Here is a 20,567-nt window from a genome sequence, read left to right as displayed (position 1 = left end):
GACGAGAGTCCGCCGCCATGTACGAGCTGTCCCGGGTCCGCCTCTACTCCATCGGGCCTGCCGGTGCGCGCTACGCCGACACCGTGCTTGACCTGCGTGGAGTCGGCGAGCCCGTGCCCAACCCCGCCCCGGCACAGGCGGAGTTCTTCGCGGAGGAACCGGTCGGTCCGCCGCGCCGCCCCGCCCCCGCCGGTGTGCTCTTCCTGGAGAACGGCGGCGGCAAGTCGGTGCTGCTGAAGCTGATCTTCTCGGTGATGCTGCCCGGCCACCGCAACACCCTCGGCGGCGCCAGCTCCGGCGTACTGCGCAAGTTCCTGCTCGCCGACGACTGCGGGCATGTCGCCCTGGAATGGCAGCACACCCTCACCGGCGAATGCGTGGTCGTCGGCAAGGTCAGCGAGTGGCGTGGACGGCAGGTCTCCAACGACCCGCGGAAGTTCGCCGAGGCCTGGTACTCCTTCCGCCCCGGGCCCGGTCTCAGCCTGGACTCCCTGCCGGTCGCCGAGGCCACCTCGGTGCACCGCCCCGTCGAAGGCGTCTCCGGCGCACAGGGCCGACGGCGCACGATGAAGGGCTTCCGCGACGCCCTGACCGAGGCGGGCAAGTTCTACCAGCACCTCGATGTGCACTGGGAAGAGATCCACGACCGCTGGAACGAGCACCTCGGAGACCTCGGTCTCGACCCCGAACTCTTCCGCTACCAGCGAGAGATGAACGCCGACGAGGGCGAGGCGGCCGGCCTCTTCGCGGTCAAGAAGGACTCCGACTTCACCGACCTCCTCCTCCGCGCCGTCACGGACACCCGTGACACGGACGGACTCGCCGACCTGGTGAGCGGCTTCGGCAACAAGCTGGGCCGCCGAGCCGAACTGACCGCGGAGCGCGACTTCACCGCGGGTTCGGTCGATCTGCTCGGCCGGATCGTCGAGTCCGCCGACAGCAGGTCCCGTGCCCGGGACATCCACGCGGGCGCCGAGCGCCGCACCCGTGTGCTCGCCCGTAGGCTCTCCGCCCGCGCAGGCCAGGAGCGCGGCCGGACCGCCGAGCTCGCCCAGCAGGTGACGGGCGCCGCCCACACCGTCACCACGGCCGAGGACGCCCGCAGCCGCAGCGCCCTGATCGCGGCCGAACTGGCCTACCGGCACGCCTCCCTGGCCCTGACCGCGGCGGAGAAGGGCGCGGCCGCCCAGCGCCGCGAACTGGTCGACGCCCGCACCCTGCACTCCGCCTGGCAGGCCGCCGAGGCCGTACTGAGGCACCGCGCCGCCGCCGACCGCTCCGCCCGGGTGGCCGCCGCAATCCGCGAGGCCGAGCGCGACGCCGCGCCTGCGCTCGCCGCACGCGCCAAGGCCGCCGCCGATCTCGTACGGGCCCTGCACACCGCGGCGGAGGCCGGCGAGTTTCTGGCCAACGAGGAGGAGGAGCGCTCCGACACCCTGCAGACGGCGGGCGAGAACGCCCACCGCGACGCCACCACCGCAGCCACCGAGGCCCAGCGCGCCCGCAGCGAGGCCGGACATCTGCGCCAGCGCCTTGCCGAGGTCGAGCAGGAGACAGCGGAGGCGGTACGGGCCGGCTGGCTCGACAACACCGCGCCGGACGCCGACCCGGCGCGCGCCGCTCTCGCCGCGAGCGACGCCGAGCAGTCCGCCGTCGCCGCGTGGGACACCGCCAGGTCGGCCGCCCGCTCGGCGGCCGACCTGGCCAGGGAAGCCGCAGCCGCCGAGAGCCGCGCCGAACTTGCCGCGGCGCGCGCCGCCGATGCCGCACAGGCCGCGGAACAGTCGTACGAGGCCGAGCTCAGGGCTGCCGAGTCGATCGCCTCCGACCACCGCCTGGCCGACCTGCTGGGCCTGCCGGCCACGCACGGCACGGGCGTGCCCCGGCCCCGCCGCGCAGCGGCCACCACGGAGACGGGCCCGGACGCTCCGCAAAGCGCTGAGCACCAGGACCGGTACCAGGAACAGGCAGGTCAGTCGAGTCAGGGAGGCGAGGCAGGCCGGCCGGACCAGGCCGCCCACGGCACGCACACCGTCACCTCCGAACAGCCCGCCGCCCACGAACAGCCGCTCTCCGCCCAGGAACTGGACCGCAGCGCCGACGAACTGCGCGAGCTGCTCGACCAGGGCATCGCCTCCGCCGAGCGCCGCCTCTTCGAACTGCGCACCGCGGCCGCCGACGACTCCCGCATCCTCGGTGCACTCGGCGACGGCGGACTGCTGCCGCCCGGCCCCGATGTCCTCGCCACCGTCGAATACCTCGGCGAGCACGGCATCCCCGCTCTCCCCGGCTGGCGATACCTCGCCCAGGCCGTCGACCCCGCCGACCACGCGGCCGTACTCGCCGCCCGTCCCGAACTCGTCGACGGCGTGGTCATCACCGACCCCGACTCGCACGCCCGTGCCCGCGACGTCCTGAGCGGCGCCGCCCTGCTGCCGCGTTCCGCCGTCGCCGTCGGCACTGCCGCCGCGCTGCTCGCCCCCGTCCCGGCCACCGGCACGGGCTCGGCCGCGAGCACGGAAGGGGTGTTCCTCGTTCCGCCGAACCCGGCGATGCACGACGAACACGCCGCCGACGAGGAGCGGCAGGCCCTCAGGAGCAGGGCCGCCGCCCGCGACGAGGACATCCGTGTCCTCGCGGCCCGCCTCACCGCCGACCGCTCCCTCGCCGCCCGCATCGGCTCCTGGCGCGCCGACTGCCCGCCCGGCATGCTCGCCGAGCTCGCCGAAGCAGCCCGCACTGCCAGTGCGGCTGCCGAGGCGGCAGAAGCCGCACTCGCCGAAGCCCGTACCGTGCGCGCCGAGGCCGACGAGGCCGCTGCGGACACCGCCCGCGTCCGCGACGAACGCCAGGAGGCCGCCCAGCGTGCCCGCCGCGCCGCCGACGTCCTTGCCGGCCTTGCCCACCGGCTTCGCGAACGCGCTCGCTGGCAGGCGAAACTGCGCGAACTGATCGACGAGGCAGCCGAGTCCGAAGCCCGGGCCACCGTCTGCCTGGAGCGGGCCCGTGCCGCCGACGAGGACCGCAGGGCCGCTCAGCGCGCCGCCGACGACGCCCGCCGCACCGCCCGCGCCCTGCGAGCCGAACGCGCAGAGATCGCAGGCGCCCCCGAACACCTCCCGGAACCCGAGGGCGACACCCCGCGCACCGCGCTTCCCACGCTGCGGGAGGCCTACCGGGCCGCATCCCAGCTGTACGAGAAGGTGGGCGTCGGCGCCGATCTGCGCGCCGAACAGGCCCGAGCGGAGAGCGACGAAAGCGCCGCCCTCGCCGAGCTGGACCGGCTCACCAACAAGGTCCGCACCCGGGCCGCCCAGCTCCTCGAAGGCACTGATGGCGCCGACGGCCCCTCCAGGCAGGCCGCCGCCGCCCGCGCCGAATCCCTGGTCCAGCTCCTGGAAACCAGGGCCTCCACCGCGAGCGAGCAGTTGGGCCGGCTGCGGGGCGAGGCCGAGCGCCTGGCCCCGGTCGATGGCGAGACCCACCACACCGAACTCCCCGACGAGCTGGTCCCCGCCGATGCCGAGCAGGCCCAGGGCCTCCTGCGTGACGCCATGGCCGAACTGGCCTCCGCCACCGCAACCCTGGACACCGCCCGCGCCGTCCATGCCGAGCTGCTGCACGCCCACCGCACCGCCGAGGACTCGGCAGGCGGCTTCGACGAGACCGCCGCGCTCCTGCACGACCTCCTCAGGGACCACGCCGCGGACGACGATCCCGAGGCGCCCGAGCCGTACCCGGGCAGCCTTGACGAGGCCCGGCAGTCCGCCGCAGAGGCCCGCCGTTCACTGCGAGGCTGCGCCGCCGACCTGTCCGCCGCCGAGAGCGCCGTACGGGAAGCGAGCGACGTCCTCGTACGGCACGCCAACTCCGCCCGCTACGAACAGGTCCGCACCCCCGCACGCCAGCAGATCCGCGAGCTGCCGGCCGCGACACTGCCCGAGCACGCCGAGAAGTGGGCCGCCGCCTTCGCACCCCGGCTCCGTGTCCTCACCGACGAGCTGGCCCAGTTGGAGCGCAACCGCGATTCCATCGTCGACCGGCTCCGCGGCCTCGTGGAGTCCGCGCTCACCACCCTCCGCTCCGCCCAGCGGCTCTCCCGGCTTCCCGAAGGACTGGGGGAGTGGTCAGGCCAGGAGTTCCTCCGGATCCGCTTCGAGGAACCCGATCAGGCGACGCTCACCGAGCGGCTCGGCGAGGTCATCGACGAAGCCACCCGCGCCGCCCTGAAGAAGAACTCCGATCTGCGCAGGGACGGCATGTCCCTCCTGCTGCGCGGTGTGCAGGCAGCGCTCGAACCCAAGGGCGTCGCTGTGGAGATCCTCAAGCCGGACGCGGTGCTGCGCGCCGAACGCGTCCCGGTCGGACAGATGGGCGACGTCTTCTCCGGCGGCCAGCTCCTCACCGCCGCCATCGCCCTGTACTGCACGATGGCCGCACTGCGCAGCAACGACCGGGGCCGCGACCGGCACCAGCACCGGCACGCGGGCACGCTCTTCCTGGACAACCCCATCGGCCGCGCCAACGCCACCTATCTGCTGGAGCTCCAGCGCGCGGTGTCTGACGCGCTCGGTGTGCAGCTGCTCTACACGACCGGACTCTTCGACACCACGGCGCTCGCCGAATTCCCGCTGGTCATCCGATTGCGCAACGACGCGGACCTGCGGGCCGGGCTGAAGTACATCAGTGTGGAGGAGCACCTTCGTCCCGGGCTGCCGCAACGGGACCCGAACAGCGAGACGGTGCACGGCGAGATCACCGCCACCCGCATGTTCAAGCGCGCCACGACACCGCCCGACACCGCCCAGGTGCCCGCTCAGGGCCCGTCCGACGAGTAACGACTTCAGGAGACGGCGAAGCCGCAAGCGGCGCGAGCCCGGCCGATCCACAGGAAGCCGGGGCAGTCTCTCAGGCCCGCGAGAGGTTGCCAGCGTCCCGCCTGCGTATCCGCGCATCATCCCGCTGCGCGGTCCGCGCAGCCCGCCGGGCTCTGCGCCGCTCACGGCGCAACTGCCGCGCCGAACTGCTCGGCGCGGACACCACGCCATTGCGCTGATTCCAGACCTGTCGGGTGACCCACACATCCAGCACCGACCAGGTCGCGGCCACCGTGCTGCCCACACTGCTCAGCACCATCGGAAAGGCGAGCCAGGACCCCGTCAGCGTGCACAGGAACGCCACCATGGCCTGGATGATCGTCAGCGACATGATGAGCACGGCACGCACGGCCGCCCTACGTACCGGGTCCGGCATCGGTCGTCGTGTCGCAGGCTCTTCCACCCAGAGCTGCCGGTGCTGCTGGCGCGGGATCTCCGCCCCGCCGGTCGCCGCCGAGGCCACCGCCGCAGCCGATGCCGACGACACAGGACTCCGACGCTCTTCCGTATCCAAGGACTCTCAACTCCCCAGCAGTGTCCGACTTCAGGGTTGCTGCCCGGCATGCGCCGCTTCTACGCAGGGGGGACGGACCGTCCTGCCCTGAGCGCTCCCCGTGTTCCCCCTGACTCGTACAGAGAGACGACTGATCAGCTGTGAAGATTCCCTGGATCCGTCACCGAACGAAGAATTCCAGCCAACTGCCCTACCGAACAGTGTGATGCTCTGACAGGTCTCTTCTGCCACCTTCGCGAATTTCAGTGCCCGGAATACCGAGGTAACTCATGATCAACACTGGGTAGTGCGGCTGAAAATCGTCCGGACATCCCTTCGGGTTGCCTCTCTGTCGGTAGTAGGCTCGCGCCGTTTGTTGACGGAACACGACCACCGCCCCGCGGGGCCGGGCTGGAGGAGGCCATGCGCTTTCGCGGGAAGTCCATCCGCAGGAAGATCGTGGCGTTGCTGCTGGTGCCGCTCGTCTCCCTCACCGGACTCTGGGGTTTCGCCACCTTCCTGACGGGGCGCGAGGCCGGCCACCTGATGAGCGCGAACACCATCGTGGAGAAGGTCGGTCATCCTCTGGAAGACACCGTCCGCGCCATTCAGGACGAGCGTCGTCAGACCCTTGTCTTCCTCGCCGACCCCCGAGCCTCCAACGCTTTGCCGCTTCTGCAGCGCCAACGGGCAGCCACCGACCGTGTCGTGGCCGACGTCCAGGACAGCGCACGGCAGAAGGACATTCGCGACGCACTGCGGCCCGAGGACGAAACGCAGCTGAACTCGGTTCTCGGCACGGTCGAGGGGCTTGGCGCACTCCGCGATTCGGTCGAGAAACGTACCATCGACCGCCTCAAGGCGATGGAGTTCTACGAGCGTCTCATTGACCCCTGCTACCGCTTCCTGACTGGTCTCCGCACGATGGAGAACGTGTCGATGGACAAGCAGGTCCGCGCACTCGCCGGCATCTCACGAGCCCGCGAAATGCTCTCCCGCGAAGACGCTCTGGTCGCCTCGTCACTCATCGCCGGACGTCTCACCGCTTCCGAACTGCGCCAGATCTCCGACCTCGTCGCCAATCGCAAGCTGCTCTACGAGATCAATGGGGAGATGCTTCCCTCGTTGGAGCGCCAACGCGTGCAGCAGTACTGGGCGAGCCCGGACAGCGAAGCACTGAGGACCGCGGAGAAAGCCCTCATCAGCGGCGGTCCCACCCAGGACCCGCGAGTCGACGCCGAACGCTGGCAGGAGGTGGCCGCGCCGGTCCTGGACCGGCTGGCCAACGACTCCACCGAGATGAACAACCGTTTCCAGGACCGCGGCAAGCCCGCCGGCTACAACATCCTGATCAAGGCCGGCGTCGCAGGTGTCCTCGGCTTCCTCGCCCTGCTCACCTCGGTGTTCGTCTCCGTACGCATCGGCCGTGAGCTCATCCGTGACCTCTCCCGGCTTCGCAAGGACGCCCATGAGGTCTCCGGCGTACGGCTGCCGAGCGTGATGCGCCGCCTCGCCGCGGGTGAACAGGTCGATGTCGAGACCGAGGCACCGCGTCTTCAGTACGAACCGGATGAGATCGGCCAGGTCGGCCAGGCGCTCAACACCCTGCAAAGGGCTGCCGTCGAAGCCGCGGTCAAGCAGGCGGACATGCGCCGTGGGGTGTCCGAGGTCTTCGTCAATCTCGCCCGCCGGAACCAGGTGCTGCTGCACCGGCAGTTGACGCTCCTCGACGCCATGGAGCGCCGCACCGAGAACACCGATGAACTCGCGGACCTCTTCCGCCTCGACCACCTGACCACCCGCATGCGACGTCATGCCGAGGGCCTGGTGATCCTCTCCGGTGCCGCACCGTCCCGTCAGTGGCGCAAGCCGATCCAGTTGATGGACGTGGTCCGGGCAGCGGTCGCCGAGGTCGAGGACTACGAGCGGATCGAGGTCCGCCGGCTGCCCCGTATCGGTGTGGGCGGCCCCGCCGTCGCCGACCTCACCCATCTGATCGCCGAACTCCTGGAGAACGCCTCCGTGTTCTCGCCGCCGCACACCGCGGTCCAGGTGCACGGCGAACGCGTCTCCAACGGCTTCACGCTCGAAATCCACGACCGTGGCCTCGGCATGGCTCCCGACGTCCTCCTCGATGCCAACCTGAGACTCGCCGAGACCCCCGAGTTCGAACTCTCCGACACCGACCGGCTCGGTCTCTTCGTGGTCAGCCGCCTCGCTCAGCGGCAGAACGTCCGTGTCTCGCTGCAGACCTCTCCGTACGGTGGCACGACCGCCGTCGTCTTCATCCCGGCGGCGCTGCTCACCGACGCTCCGGAGACATACGGCACCGGCTTCCGCCTCGACCGACGGTCAGAGAAGGCGATCGGCAGTGGCGGAAGGGCAGGCGGCCAAGGACCGGGCCGCGACAAGGACCGCAGGGACGGTGCGCCGGACCGCCGCGCCACCGGCAGGCCCTCCGGCCTCGCCCCCGTCCCCACCGACCTCGTGGACCCGGCCCTCCTGGACGGGCCCGTCGAGCTCGAAGGACCCGTAGGAGCGCTGGACCTGGAGCGCGACCCCGTACTCGATCCGCTGCTCGGACCCCTGCTGGGCGGTGCTTCCGGCATCGACGGCACCGAGAGCGAACACGGCGGCATCTTCCGCGCTCGCGACCTCCGGCGCGACGGCGACCGCGAACAGCACCAGCAGGCGTCCGACCAGGCGGAGGAGTCCGCTGCCGGCGTACGGGCGATACGCCCCGGCGGCCCGGTGCCGCTGCCCCGCCGCAAGCCGCCGACCCTGGTCACCGACAACGGACGCCGGGTCGACGAGGCGGGCCGCGCCCACCCCTCGTCCGCCGAGCACGGCTCCTCACCCGGTCAGGCCGGTACCGGCGGTCCGACCACCGATACCGGGATCAGGCTGTCGGCTGCCGTCCCGTGGCCCTCCGCCGTCGACACCGGCAGACCCACCGAGCCGCGGCACCCCACCGAACCCCGGCAGCCCACCGGCTTCCGGAAACCCGCCGAGTCCGCCACACCCGCCGAGCGCGCGCCTGAGGCAGCGCCGAGCGCGGCCCGGGAGACCGTGGGCGGTCTGCCCCGGCGCATCAGGCAGGCCAGCCTCGCTCCGCAGCTTCGCGAAGTCTCCGGCGGCCGCGATGCGGAGTCGGCGGTGACGGAACGGGCTCAGGACTTCGAACGCGATGCGGACGAGGTACGCAGCCGCATGGCTTCGCTCCAGCGAGGCTGGCAGCGCGGCCGTCGGCAGAACGCCGAGGACGTGACCGGTCCCGGTGAAACAGCACAAGGAACCACTCCGGGAGGGGACGGCCGATGACCGCACCGAACGCCGCAGCATCCAACGCCGCACGCCAGGGCTCAGGCCACCTCAACTGGCTGCTCGACGAACTTGTCGACCGGGTCGCCAGCATCCACAAGGCGCTGGTGCTCTCCAGCGACGGCCTCGCCACCGGCACGTCCAAGGACCTGACCCGCGAGGACAGCGAACATCTGGCGGCCGTCGCCTCCGGATTCCACAGCCTCGCCAAGGGCGTGGGACGCCACTTCGACGCGGGCCGGGTCCGCCAGACCGTTGTCGAACTCGACGAGGCGTTCCTCTTCGTCACGGCGGCCGGTGACGGCAGCTGTCTCGCCGTGCTGGCCGACGCCGACTCCGACGTCGGCCAGGTGGCGTACGAGATGACGCTGATGGTCAAGCGCGTCGGCGCCCATTTGGCCAACGCCCCCCGGACGACCGGTCTGTCCGCCGGGGGGTGAGTGGACGGTATGAGCGCTGACTCCTTCAGATCTCCGGCAATGTCCACGGACCCACAGGCATCGCGCTGGTACGACGCCGAAGCGGGCCCTGTGGTCCGTCCGTACGCGATGACCCGGGGCCGTACCAGCAGCGCCTCCCGCCATCGGCTCGACCTGATCGCGATCGTTGTCCCGGAACCCGCAGCCGACGATCCCGGCCGGGACCAGATGCTCTCCCCGGAACACGTGGAGATCGTCGAACTCTGCAGTGACATGCCCCAGTCGATCGCCGAGCTCGCGGCCGGCCTGGACCTACCCGTCGGGGTGGTCCGGGTGCTGGTCGGTGATCTCGTCGAGGACGAGCTGGTGCACGTAACCCGTCCCGTTCCGCCGGCCGAGTTGCCGGACGTGAACATTCTTCGCGAGGTGATCAATGGCCTTCGGGCGCTCTAGCCGCGACAGGCGGCCCCTTGAGCCCGTTACCCTGAAAATCCTGGTGGCGGGCGGCTTCGGAGTGGGCAAGACGACTCTGGTGGGCGCGGTCAGCGAGATCAGGCCGCTGCGTACGGAGGAGAGACTCAGCGAGGCGGGCCGCCCGGTGGACGACCTGGCAGGCGTGGAGGCGAAGACCACCACCACCGTGGCCATGGACTTCGGCCGGATCACACTTCGCGAGGACCTGGTGTTGTACCTCTTCGGTACGCCGGGGCAGGACCGTTTCTGGTTCCTGTGGGACGAACTGGCCCAGGGCGCGCTGGGAGCGGTCGTGCTTGCCGACACCCGGCGGTTGGCGGACTGCTTCTCGGCGGTCGACTACTTCGAGCGCCGCGCGATTCCGTTCACCGTCGCCGTCAACTGCTTCGAAGGGGCGGACAAGTTCCCCACCGAGACGGTGCAGGCGGCCTTGGACCTCGACCCGGAGGTGCCGGTGCTCATGTGCGACGCACGCGACCACTCCTCCGCACGGGACGTACTGGTGGCGGTCGTCGAGCACGCGGTGGCCCGTGCGGAGCGTCCCCGCGAGCCCGCGACGACGTAGGGACCCACCTGGCGGACACAGCGCAAGGAACGCGGCCCGCACCCCCACCGACCGGGGTGCGGGCCGGGCGTTGTCGCCTGACTGGGCAAGGATTTTTCACTTCGTGTGACGGTGCGTCAAGGGTGCTGACGCAAGCGCTGTTCACGACCGCGCACGGTGTCCGCGCCGGCCACACCACTGCACGTTCCGCCGGCCGTTCAGCGGTTGTCGGCGAGCCACTTGGCGGCGGTCTCTGCCAGTTCCCGGTCGCGGCCCGCCAGCATCATCCGGATCATCTGTATGTCGCCGCGCAGTGACCATGCAGGATGCCCGAAGGTGGCCGGATTGTTCTTCTCGATCAGGAAGTGTGCGGGCCAGGCGGTGCCATACCCGATCAGGGGCAGCGCGGCCGCGTACCTCTTGCGCCCCCGGGCCAGGCCGTATGCGGTGACCGCGAGCCCGGTCAGGGTGCCCGTCAGATGGACCCAGCGAGTCGCGGCCCTGGAGTGCATCGCGACGTAGTAGGGCCAGAACTCTTCGTATGAATCGAACGTCTGTTGTGGCATACGGGCACCGTAATGGCTTGAGCGGCAACCGAAAATGGCGGATCCGCGTCCGCCGAGGAAGAACGGGCGGCCGGAACCCGGGTGGTCGAGGCCGTCCGTTCTCAGTGCGCACGTCAGTGCCCCGCGACGGACCTCCTGGCCACCGGGAAATCGAAGTAGGTGTCCGGGAACAGTTCGGGCTTGAAGGTGTAGTGCCACCATTCCTCGGCCAGATTCACAAAGCCGGCGTCGGTGAGCGTCTTCTTCAGGAACTGCCGATTGGCGCGCTGAGTTCCCTGGATGCGTGGGTCATCGGTGTGCGAGAGCGTGTCGAAGCAGTCGTATCCCGTGCCCATGTCCACGGAATTGTCCGGGAAGCGGTCAGCTTCGGGGGCATAGCAGGGCACCGGCTTCTGGCCCGGCAGATACCGCCCGGTCGGCGCGGCGGGCAGTTTCACCAGCGTCAGATCCACGGTGCTGCCGCGGCTGTGCCCGGATTTCCCCGCGATGTAACCGCCTGCGAACAGCTGCGCCTTGTCGACACGGGGGTAGAACTCGCCCTTCATGGTCTCGTCGTCGAGATCCTTCGCCCACCGCACGAAGTGATCGACCGCCCGCTGCGGCCGGTAGCAGTCGTACACCTTCAGCGAGTAGCCCTGCTTCAGCAATCGGGTCTGCGCGCGGTGCAGGGCGCGGGCCGCCGGCCGGGTCAGGATGCAGACCGGCTGGCGGTAGCCGTCCACCGGCACGCCCATGAAGTTGTGTGCGGTGGGGTAGCGCATCTCCTGGATGATCGTCGGATCCAACGAACGCAGCGCGACGAACTCCTCGGGGGCCTTCGGCTCGGGCTCCGCCTGCGCCACGGGGGCGGCGGCAGTGACGGCGAGCAGGGTGGCGGCAGCAACTGCCAGGACACGGAGGGTGGAAACGAGGCCTGTCATGAGCACATAATCCACCGGTACGGCGTGCCCGGCAGGCGATCGGATACAGTCCGCGCGTGTCTGCGCCCACGAGGAACCCCGAGAAGCCCGTCAAGGACTCCCACTGCGGCAGCTGCGGAGCGCTGTACGCCGCCTCGTTGTCCCCCACGGCCTGGCCCCGCACCTGTACCGTCTGCGGCGGCACCGCCTACCGTAATCCGCTGCCGGTCGCCGTTGCCCTGCTCCCCGTCACCGACCGGGACGGCACCGGACTCGTCATCATCACCCGCACCATCCCGCCCCAGCGCGGAGGTCTCGCTCTCCCCGGCGGCTTCATCGACCACGACGAGGACTGGAAACACGCAGTCGTACGTGAACTCCGTGAGGAGACCGGCATCGAGGCAGACGAACAGGACGTCCGCCTCGCCGACGCCCTCAGCGCACCGGACGGCCACCTGCTCCTCTTCGGCCTGCTCCCGGAACGCCCCGCGGCCGGCCTTACGCCCTCCGTGCCGACCCACGAGACCTCCGGCTTCCAGTTGCTCCGCACACCCGCCGAGCTCGCTTTCCCCCTGCACACCCGGGCCGCCCGCAGGTGGTTCGAAGGCGGCTACCACTGACCGGCCCCACGGCCCCCGCGTACACCGCGACCCGACCTACAACCCCCGTACGCGCACCGGGTAGTTCACCAGCCCCTGCTCACCCTCCCGCTCCACCAGAACCTTCCCGCCCACCAGCCGCGACGTATACCGCTCGACCTCCGCCCGCTCCCAGCCGTCGCCCGCATCCCGGACCACAAGACCGCCCCCACCACGCTCCGTGGCCGGAGCCCACACCTCCAGCTCCACACCCCCGTCCGCACCCCGCACCGGCAGCACCGAACCGGCCCGCGCCAACACCGGCACCCGCGACAATGGCGCATCGAGCAATACCTGCCCCGGCCCCTCGTACACCTCACCCGTCGCCGTGTCGTACCAGCGCCCCCGCGGCAACCGCACCGCCCGGCGATCCGCACCACGCTCCAGCACCGGCGCCACCAGCAACGCGTCACCCAGCAAGAACGCGTCCTCGCACTCCCGCAACGCACGCTCCCCGGGCTCGCCCCACCAGAGCGGCCGCACATACGGCGCACCGGTCAGCCGGGCCAGCTGCGCCAGCGTCACGAAGTACGGGCGAAGCCGCTCCCGCTCCTCCAGCGCGGCCCGCGCATGCTCAAGCACTTGTGGCCCGAACTCCCACGGCTCCCGACGCCCCGCGTCGATCGCCGCATGGGTACGGAACAACGGCAGATACGCACCCAGTTGGAACCACCGCAGATACAACTCCGGCGACGGCGACCCGTCGAACCCGCCCACATCCGGCCCCGAATACGGCACCCCGCACAGCCCCAGCCCCAGCACCAGCGCCAGCGAGGCCCGCAGCCCGGGCCAACTGGTCTCCACATCACCGGACCAGGTTCCTCCGTAACGCTGCATCCCCGCCCAGCCGGAACGCGAGAACAGAAAGGGACGCGTCTCCGGCCGCAGCCGACGAAGCCCTTCGTACCCGGCACGCGCCATCGCGAGCCCGTACACATTGTGGGCCTCGCGGTGATCTCCCCCACGGCCCTCCAGACAGTGCCGCGCGGATCGCGGCAGCGTCGGATCCCCGAACGCAGCGAACGACACCGGCTCGTTCATGTCGTGCCACACACCGGAGAACCCCTGTGCAAGCCGCTCCTCGTACAGACCGCCCCACCACTTCCGCACCTGCGGATCGGTGAAGTCCGGATACACGCACTCACCCGGCCACATCTCCCCACGCACCGCCCGCCCCCGCGCATCCCGGACGAACGCCCCGCTGCTCCCGACCGCCGTACCCGAGTCGAACACCGCATTCCCCGGCTCCGCCTTCACCGCGGGATCGACGATCGACACCAGCCGCACCCCGTCCTCCCGCAGCTCCTTCGCCAGCCCCGGCAGATCGGGAAAACGCTCGCGGTCGACGGTGAACACCTGGTGCGCATCGAGGTGGTCGATGTCCAGATGCAGTGCCGACAAGGGCAGCCCCCGCTCCCGGTACCCGGCAACGATCCGCCGCACCTCCCGCTCGCTCCCGAACCCCCAACGGGCGTGCTGCGGACCCAGCGCCCAGGACGGTGGCAGCGCCGCCGCACCAGTGAGCGCCGTCCAGGCCTGCAGCACCCGGGCCGGCGTACCGGCCATCACCCAGCAGCGCAGCGGCCCCCCGTCCATCCGCACCTCACACATTCCCAGACGGTCATGGCCGGATCCCGCACCCTCCTCGCCCTCGCGCAGCGTCACCTTCCCCGACCAGGTGTTGTCGTGGAACATCAGATGCGTCCCCGCGTCGGAGACCACCACCTGCACCGGCATCGTCAGCTGGAGCGGATCGTCACCCGGCCCGAAGTGCCCACCCGGATCGGTGTTCCACAGCCCGTACACACCGTCCCGCAGACGCGGCCCCGATGCCCGTCCGCCGAGCCCGAAGAACCGGGCGTCCGCCGACACCTCGGAACGCTGCACCCACCGAGCGGCACCACCCGCCACCGGGTCCCACCAGCGCGGCGGCAGCTCGCGCCGGAGCACAACTCCGCCAGGAGTACGCAGTTCCACGGCCCCGTGCCGCGACACCGCAACGGTCAGCCGCTCCGAGACCACCTGCCAGCCGCCGTCCGTGTCCGGTTCCAGCTCGGCCCGCGGATCCGCCTCGGGCGCCGCACCGGCCAGTGCGTACGACGGCAACGGCTCCGCCCCGTCCCAGCCCCAGAACACCGAACCGCCCGCCGCGACCCGGATCCGCAACTCCGAGCGCGTGAAACGCACCACACCCCCGCCCGGCCCCGGCTCCGCCCCCACCAAGAGCCCCGGCACTCTCGCCCGCTCCGCACCGCGCCGCGGCAGCGCCCGCGCATCCGCATTCCGACGCCGCAGGGAGGAGCGCACCGTGCGCAGCTCCTGCACCAAACCGAACATTTTCACCGAGCGCACCAGGTCACGACCGTTCATACAGCTCACCCTGCCAGCCGACAGGGCGGGTGCGGGCTCCGTTCAACTTCTGTTCACCCGTGGCCGGACCACATATCCGGGCACGCGACCATGTATGGCGAACCCTGGTGCGAAAGACGATCACATGGCATCGTCCGTAGAAGCCGCCTCACGCGTACACCCCAGCACCTGTGAGCGCGACTCACGCACGTCCCGCGTACCCGTACAGCCAGGGAGCCGCCCCATGACCGCAGCAGCCAACGAAGCCCCCCTCTGGCAGCCCGGCCCTGACCGCATAGCGGCCGCAGCCGTCACCCGCTTCCAGAGCTGGGCGGCCGCAAGGTACGGAGCACCGGCCGACGGCGGTTACCCAGCCCTGCACCGCTGGTCGGTCGATGAGCTCGACACGTTCTGGCAGGCCGTCGCCGACTGGTTCGACGTTCGGTTCTCCACCCCGTACGAGTCCGTCATCGGCGACCGCACCATGCCCGGTGCCCAGTGGTTCCCCGGCGCCACCCTCAACTACGCCGAACACGCCCTGCGCACCGCGGAAGACCCCTCGCGCGCGGACGCTCCCGCCCTGCTCCACGTCGACGAGACCCACACCCAGCTCCCCATCTCATGGTCCGAACTCCGCCGCCGCGTCGGATCGCTCGCCGCCGAGCTTCGCGCCCTCGGCGTCACACCGGGCGACCGTGTCAGCGCCTACCTCCCCAACATTCCCGAGGCCGTCGTCGCCTTCCTCGCCACCGCGGCCGTCGGCGGCGTCTGGACCTCCTGCGCCCCCGACTTCGGCGCCCGCAGCGTCCTCGACCGTTTCCAGCAGGTCGAACCCGTCGTCCTCTTCGCCGTCGACGGCTACCGCTACGGCGGCAAGGAACACGACCGCTCCGACACGGTGGCCGAGCTGCGCCGAGAACTTCCCACCCTGCGCGCCGTCGTCCACATCCCGCTGCTGGGCACCGAGGCCCCGGAAGGCGCCCTCGAATGGTCCGCCCTCACATCCGCGGACACCGAGCCCGTCTTCGAACAGGTCCCCTTCGACCACCCGCTGTGGGTGCTCTACTCCTCCGGCACCACCGGACTCCCCAAGGCGATCGTCCAGTCCCAGGGCGGCATCCTGCTGGAACACTTCAAGCAGCTCGGCCTGCACTGCGACCTCGGCCCCGACGACCGGTTCTTCTGGTACACCTCCACCGGCTGGATGATGTGGAACTTCCTCGTCTCCGGCCTGCTCACCGGGACCACGCTCGTGCTGTACGACGGAAGCCCGGGCTATCCGGACATCAGCGCCCAGTGGCGCGTCGCCGAACAGACCGGAGCGACCCTCTTCGGTACCTCCGCCGCCTATGTCATGGCCTGCCGCAAGGCCGGCATCCACCCGGGCCGCGACTTCGAGCTCTCCCGCATCCAGTGCGTCGCCACCACCGGCTCCCCGCTCCCGCCCGACGGATTTCGCTGGCTCCACGACGAAGTCTCAGAGGACCTCTGGATCGCCTCCGTCAGCGGCGGCACGGACGTCTGCAGCTGCTTCGCCGGCGCGGTACCCACCCTCCCCGTGCACATCGGCGAACTCCAGGCCCCGAGCCTCGGTACGGACCTCCAGTCCTGGGATCCCGCAGGCAAGCCGCTCATCGGCGAGGTCGGCGAACTCGTCGTCACCGCACCCATGCCCTCCATGCCGATCCACTTCTGGAACGACCCCGACGGCAGCCGCTACCACGACAGCTACTTCGACATGTACCCCGGTGTGTGGCGCCACGGCGACTGGATCACGATCACCGAACACGGCTCGGTCGTCATCCACGGCCGCTCCGACTCCACCCTCAACCGCCAGGGTGTACGGATGGGCTCCTCCGACATCTACGAAGCCGTCGAGCGGCTCCCCGAGATCCGCGAATCCCTCGTCATCGGCATCGAGGAGCCGGACGGCGGGTACTGGATGCCGCTCTTCGTCCACCTCGCCGACGGCGCCGTGCTCGACGACGACCTGCGCAACAGCATCAAGCAGACCATCCGCGAGAACCTTTCCCCGCGTCATGTCCCGGACGAGGTCATCGAGGTCCCGGGCATCCCGCACACCCTCACAGGCAAGCGCATCGAAGTTCCGGTCAAACGCCTCCTGCAAGGCACGGCCCTGGCGAAGGCGGTCAATCCCGGCTCGATCGACAACCTCGAACTCCTCCACTTCTACGAGGACCTCGCTCGCAAGCGCGCCTGACGTTCCGCATTGTCAGTACCCCTGATTACTCTGAGTGAGCAATGATCGACAGCGCACTGGGGGGAATCATGGCGCACACCAGGAACACCAAGCACGCCAAGCACAGCGCGACCGCCGGGTACAGCCGGTCCGGCATGTCCATGCGACGTAGGCTGCGCCGCGAAGCACCCAGCACCATCGGCCTCCTGGCCGATGAGCGGGACTTCGCGGCGATGCAGCGCTACCGCACCTTCACCTTCGACAACCACACCGTCTATCTGCAGCAGGTCGAGGGTCTGCTCAAAGCCCTCGCCGCGCAGGGTATGCATGCCACGGTCGCACTCTTCGACCCGGAGGAGTACGCGGAGTTCTGCACCGAGGCGGGAATCGTTCCCGACGCTCCCGCCAGCCGCAGCCGCTTCACCGCCGAAATCGCCTCAGCCGGTGCCACCGTCGCGTACACCGGGCAGCCCATCGACACGCTGATCCCGCTCCTGGTCAACCGAGCCGTCCGCAGGGCCACCTGGGAGTACGCCACGATGACCCTGGCCGGCCTCGGAGACTGTGCGGAGTGCGGCCAGGACATCGGCCGCGCAGCCTTCGACCGGGCCTCCCACCTGCTGCTGCGCATGCTGGAGACGGCAGGCCCGGGCACCCACCACCTCGTCTGCAGCACTCCCACCGAGCACGAGCAACTGCTCGCCGTCCTGCACACCGAGTGCGACACCACGGGACCCGCCCGCCTCGAAACAGCGGAAGGAGCCGAGTTCGTCACGGTGCTCGCCGTCGGCATCGCCCTCGAAAAGCCCGGCGGAGTCGTACTCCGTACGACCAGCCCCGGCACTCAGGACCGGGTCCACGGCTGGCGGCTGGCCCGCGGCAGCCTGGTCCCGCTCACCGCCGGTGAGGTCTTCAGCGCCTATTGCACCGACGCCGACACCGGTGAACCGGTCGCCCCGGAGTCACATGTGGAGTACTGCGCGGGCTTCGACCTCGGCGCGGACGAACCGGAATCACACCACTGACAGCCGAAGGGGCTCCCCGTCACCATCGGCGGGGAGCCCCTTCACCACGGACGCCGCAGCGCTACTCGCCCGACAGCACCGCCTGAGCCGCCACCCGTGCCTCTTCGGCGGAGTCCGTCGCACGCGCGGCGGAAGCGGCACGCTCGCACTGCGCAAGCGTGTACTTCGCCAGCGTGGCGCGGACATAGGGAATGGACGCGGCCCCCATCGACAACGACGTCACACCCAGCCCCGTCAGGACACAGGCGAGCAGCGGATCGGAGGCGGCTTCACCACAGACACCACAGCTCTTGCCCTCGGCCATGGCCGCCTCCGCCGACAGCGCCACCAGATCGAGCAGCGCGGGCTGCCACGGATCCTGCAGCCGGGACACCGCACCCACCTGACGGTCGGCGGCAAAGGTGTACTGCGCGAGGTCATTGGTGCCCAGCGACAGGAACTCCACCTCCTGCAGGATCGAGCGCGCCCGCAGTGCGGCGGACGGAATTTCCACCATCGCGCCGAACTTCGCCCGCAGCCCGGCCTCACGGCAGGCGTCGGCAAAGGCCTTCGCATCCTTACGGTCCGCCACCATCGGAGCCATGACCTCAAGGTAGACAGGCAGCCCCTCGGCCGCCTTCGCCAGCGCGGTCAGCTGGGTCCGCAGTACCCCGGGATGGTCCAGCAGGCTCCGCAGCCCGCGCACACCCAGTGCCGGGTTCGGCTCGTCCGCCGGAGTCAGGAAATCCAGTGGCTTGTCGGCACCGGCATCCAGCACCCGCACCACGACACGTCCCTCGGGGAACGCCTCCAGCACCGCCCGGTACGCCGCAACCTGCTTCTCCTCGGACGGTGCCTGCTTGCTGTCGTCCAGGAACAGGAACTCGGTACGGAACAGCCCCACGCCCTCGGCGCCGGCCTCGACCGCCGCCGGCACGTCGCCCGGCCCCCCGACGTTGGCGAGCAGCGGGACCTTGTGACCGTCGGAGGTCGCACCGGGACCGGTCGAAGCGGACAGTGCGGCCTTGCGCGCCGCAGCGGTGCCCTCCAGCTCCGCACGCTTCTCGATGCTGGGCTCGACGAAGATCTCACCGGTGCTGCCGTCAACCGCGACGACCGTGCCCTCGGCCAGCTCACCGGCACCGGGGAGCGCCACCACGGCAGGCACACCGAGCGCCCGCGCCAGAATCGCGCTGTGGCTGGTCGGCCCACCCTCCTCGGTCACAAAGCCGAGCACCAGAGCCGGGTCGAGCAGCGCCGTGTCGGCAGGCGCGAGATCCCGTGCGATCAGCACATAGGGCTCGTCACTGTCCGGTACACCTGGCATCGGCACACCGAGCAGGCGAGCCACGATCCGGTTGCGCACATCGTCGAGGTCGGCAACCCGACCCGCCAGGTACTCCCCGGCGTTGGCGAGCAGCGCCCGGTAGGCGGCGAACGCGTCGTAGACGGCGCGCTCGGCGGTGCTGCCGACGGCAATGCGCCGCTCCACATCAGCCATCAGCTCGGGGTCCTGCGCCATCATGGCCTGGGCTTCGAGCACATGCTGAGCCTCGCCACCGGCCAGATTGCCGCGCGCAATCAGATCGGCCGCCACGGCCTCCACAGCCTGGCGAGCGCGCCCCTGTTCGCGCTCCCCCTCCTCGGCCGGGATCTGCTTCGCCGGCGGTTCGAGTACCGCCGTACCCATATGACGCACCTCGCCGATCGCCACTCCGTGGCTCACACCGACGCCTCGCAGCGTTGTCTCCATTTCACCCGTCCCCGGTTGTGCGGCGGTCCGTGCCTCCGCGGTGGATATCCAGTCGGCTGTCACTGCGCCGAGTCCGTCACTGCCAACCGAACAACGTGTCGCCGATCTTCACGTCCTCGTCCTCGCGAACGTCGGAGAGGGAATCAGCGGTGGCCTCCAGCGCGACGATCGGGCACACAGGGGACTTGCCGGCCGCCTCGACGCCCGCAGGATCCCAACGCACGATGCCCTGACCACGCGTGACCGTGTCTCCCTTGTTCACGAGCAGCTCGAAGCCTTCACCATTGAGCTGAACGGTGTCGATGCCGAGGTGCACGAGAACGCCGTGCCCGTGCTCGTCCACGACGACGAACGCGTGCGGGTGCAGGGAGACGACGATGCCGTCGACCGGCGATACGGCCTCGGACGGCTCGCGTACGGGATCAACGGCGGTTCCAGGCCCCACCATCGCGCCGGAGAAGACCGGGTCCGGTACCGCAGCGAGCCCGATGGCACGTCCGGCAAGAGGGGACGTCACAGTGGTCATAGGGAACCTCCCAGGGGTGGAGCTCGAATGGCGCCGTCACAGCTTGTGGGCGGCGGCGTACTGTTCAGCAGGGTAAATCATAAGAAGATCCGGTTCGGCCCGAGTCTCGACGGTTCGCGGCCTTAGAAGGGCACCGGAAACGATTTGCCTCGACTCCCGGCGGCCTGTACTGTCGTGCTCCTGCCTGGCCCCAGCGCGACTTTGAGTCGGGGGTCGGCGGCGACTTTTAAGCCCTGACTCTAAACCCGGATCGGCACCTGCATGCCTGCAGGAGGTTGGTCAAGGGAAATGAAAAGGCCTGATAGAGTCGGACTCGCCGGAAAGGGAATCGCGAAAGCGAGGAACTGGAAAGCGCAGTAAAAATTCTCCTGCTCCGCAGGGGGCCGCTTCGACCGGGAATCGGACACGTAAGAGTCTGATAGAGTCGGAAACGCAAGACCGAAGGGAAAAGCCCGGAGGAAAGCCCCAGAGAGTGTTCTGCGGGTGAGTACAAAGGAAGCGTCC

General features: G+C 70.1%; 14 protein-coding genes. 8 read left to right on the top strand and 6 right to left on the bottom strand.

The window, feature by feature from the left end:
• Positions 1-17: 17 nt before the first annotated feature.
• Complete coding sequence (locus tag ABT115_RS28010; RefSeq protein WP_351795402.1) at positions 18-4,838, top strand: coiled-coil domain-containing protein; 4,821 nt, start codon at positions 18-20, stop codon at positions 4,836-4,838.
• 70 nt (positions 4,839-4,908) lie between these two features.
• On the opposite strand, the gene ABT115_RS28005 is transcribed toward ABT115_RS28010, so the two are convergent.
• On the bottom strand, positions 4,909-5,391 hold the full coding sequence (locus tag ABT115_RS28005) for a hypothetical protein (protein ID WP_502969177.1): 483 nt from the start codon (positions 5,389-5,391) through the stop codon (positions 4,909-4,911).
• 402 nt (positions 5,392-5,793) lie between these two features.
• Here ABT115_RS28005 and ABT115_RS28000 point away from each other — a divergent pair, with 402 nt between their 5' ends.
• From ABT115_RS28000 to ABT115_RS27985, 4 genes are read left to right on the top strand one after another with little or no spacing between them, the layout of a single operon-like run.
• Positions 5,794-8,691 carry a sensor histidine kinase gene (locus ABT115_RS28000; protein WP_351795399.1) on the top strand — a complete coding sequence of 966 codons (2,898 nt, stop codon included), beginning with the start codon at positions 5,794-5,796 and terminating at the stop codon, positions 8,689-8,691.
• On the top strand, positions 8,688-9,131 hold the full coding sequence (locus ABT115_RS27995; RefSeq protein ID WP_351795396.1) for a roadblock/LC7 domain-containing protein: 444 nt from the start codon (positions 8,688-8,690) through the stop codon (positions 9,129-9,131). The genes ABT115_RS28000 and ABT115_RS27995 overlap by 4 nt, the downstream gene beginning before the upstream one ends.
• Before the next feature lie 9 nt (positions 9,132-9,140).
• Positions 9,141-9,563 (top strand): DUF742 domain-containing protein, encoded by a 423-nt coding sequence (locus ABT115_RS27990; protein WP_351795393.1) that lies wholly within the window; start codon positions 9,141-9,143, stop codon positions 9,561-9,563.
• Positions 9,544-10,149: a GTP-binding protein gene (locus ABT115_RS27985; RefSeq protein ID WP_351795390.1), complete on the top strand. Its 606-nt coding sequence runs from the start codon at positions 9,544-9,546 to the stop codon at positions 10,147-10,149. The genes ABT115_RS27990 and ABT115_RS27985 overlap by 20 nt, the downstream gene beginning before the upstream one ends.
• 197 nt (positions 10,150-10,346) lie before the next feature.
• Here ABT115_RS27985 and ABT115_RS27980 read toward each other — a convergent pair whose 3' ends face one another.
• Positions 10,347-10,694, bottom strand: a complete 348-nt coding sequence (locus tag ABT115_RS27980) for an Mpo1-like protein (protein WP_351201455.1) — start codon at positions 10,692-10,694, stop codon at positions 10,347-10,349.
• A gap of 113 nt (positions 10,695-10,807) precedes the next feature.
• Complete coding sequence (locus ABT115_RS27975; RefSeq protein WP_351795387.1) at positions 10,808-11,614, bottom strand: M15 family metallopeptidase; 807 nt, start codon at positions 11,612-11,614, stop codon at positions 10,808-10,810.
• Between the two features lie 56 nt (positions 11,615-11,670).
• Between ABT115_RS27975 and ABT115_RS27970 the strand changes: the two genes are divergently transcribed.
• The gene (locus ABT115_RS27970) at positions 11,671-12,213 is read left to right on the top strand and encodes an NUDIX domain-containing protein (RefSeq protein WP_351795385.1); all 543 of its coding nucleotides are present in this window, start codon (positions 11,671-11,673) and stop codon (positions 12,211-12,213) included.
• 36 nt (positions 12,214-12,249) lie between these two features.
• On the opposite strand, the gene ABT115_RS27965 is transcribed toward ABT115_RS27970, so the two are convergent.
• On the bottom strand, positions 12,250-14,601 hold the full coding sequence (locus ABT115_RS27965) for a glycoside hydrolase family 31 protein (protein WP_351795382.1): 2,352 nt from the start codon (positions 14,599-14,601) through the stop codon (positions 12,250-12,252).
• A gap of 223 nt (positions 14,602-14,824) precedes the next feature.
• On the opposite strand from ABT115_RS27965, the gene ABT115_RS27960 reads away from it, so the two are divergent.
• Together ABT115_RS27960 and ABT115_RS27955 are read left to right on the top strand one after the other, a co-directional pair.
• Positions 14,825-16,801 (top strand): acetoacetate--CoA ligase, encoded by a 1,977-nt coding sequence (locus tag ABT115_RS27960; protein WP_351795379.1) that lies wholly within the window; start codon positions 14,825-14,827, stop codon positions 16,799-16,801.
• Positions 16,802-16,842: 41 nt separating this feature from the next.
• Complete coding sequence (locus ABT115_RS27955; protein ID WP_351795376.1) at positions 16,843-17,805, top strand: DUF8829 domain-containing protein; 963 nt, start codon at positions 16,843-16,845, stop codon at positions 17,803-17,805.
• 61 nt (positions 17,806-17,866) lie between these two features.
• Here the strand turns inward: ABT115_RS27955 and ptsP are convergent, their stop codons facing one another.
• On the bottom strand, positions 17,867-19,537 hold the full coding sequence (gene ptsP / locus ABT115_RS27950; protein WP_351795373.1) for a phosphoenolpyruvate--protein phosphotransferase: 1,671 nt from the start codon (positions 19,535-19,537) through the stop codon (positions 17,867-17,869).
• Between the two features lie 76 nt (positions 19,538-19,613).
• Complete coding sequence (locus tag ABT115_RS27945; RefSeq protein WP_351795371.1) at positions 19,614-20,063, bottom strand: PTS sugar transporter subunit IIA; 450 nt, start codon at positions 20,061-20,063, stop codon at positions 19,614-19,616.
• Positions 20,064-20,567 lie beyond the last annotated feature (504 nt).

Origin of the sequence: Streptomyces sp. NPDC001832 (assembly GCF_040297265.1) — a bacterium.
Taxonomy (GTDB): Bacteria; Actinomycetota; Actinomycetes; order Streptomycetales; family Streptomycetaceae; genus Streptomyces.
This window is presented reverse-complemented; position numbering and strand designations above follow the sequence as displayed.

What these genes read in the sequence shown, in the direction of transcription:
- ABT115_RS28010 (WP_351795402.1), top strand. Translation starts at nt 18, where the DNA reads ATGTACGAGCTGTCCCGGGTCCGCCTCTACTCCATCGGGCCTGCCGGT.
- ABT115_RS28000 (WP_351795399.1), top strand. Translation starts at nt 5,794, where the DNA reads ATGCGCTTTCGCGGGAAGTCCATCCGCAGGAAGATCGTGGCGTTGCTG.
- ABT115_RS27995 (WP_351795396.1), top strand. Translation starts at nt 8,688, where the DNA reads ATGACCGCACCGAACGCCGCAGCATCCAACGCCGCACGCCAGGGCTCA.
- ABT115_RS27990 (WP_351795393.1), top strand. Translation starts at nt 9,141, where the DNA reads ATGAGCGCTGACTCCTTCAGATCTCCGGCAATGTCCACGGACCCACAG.
- ABT115_RS27985 (WP_351795390.1), top strand. Translation starts at nt 9,544, where the DNA reads ATGGCCTTCGGGCGCTCTAGCCGCGACAGGCGGCCCCTTGAGCCCGTT.
- ABT115_RS27980 (WP_351201455.1), bottom strand. Translation starts at nt 10,694, where the DNA reads ATGCCACAACAGACGTTCGATTCATACGAAGAGTTCTGGCCCTACTAC.
- ABT115_RS27975 (WP_351795387.1), bottom strand. Translation starts at nt 11,614, where the DNA reads ATGACAGGCCTCGTTTCCACCCTCCGTGTCCTGGCAGTTGCTGCCGCC.
- ABT115_RS27965 (WP_351795382.1), bottom strand. Translation starts at nt 14,601, where the DNA reads ATGAACGGTCGTGACCTGGTGCGCTCGGTGAAAATGTTCGGTTTGGTG.
- ABT115_RS27960 (WP_351795379.1), top strand. Translation starts at nt 14,825, where the DNA reads ATGACCGCAGCAGCCAACGAAGCCCCCCTCTGGCAGCCCGGCCCTGAC.
- ABT115_RS27955 (WP_351795376.1), top strand. Translation starts at nt 16,843, where the DNA reads ATGATCGACAGCGCACTGGGGGGAATCATGGCGCACACCAGGAACACC.
- ptsP (WP_351795373.1), bottom strand. Translation starts at nt 19,537, where the DNA reads ATGGAGACAACGCTGCGAGGCGTCGGTGTGAGCCACGGAGTGGCGATC.
- ABT115_RS27945 (WP_351795371.1), bottom strand. Translation starts at nt 20,063, where the DNA reads ATGACCACTGTGACGTCCCCTCTTGCCGGACGTGCCATCGGGCTCGCT.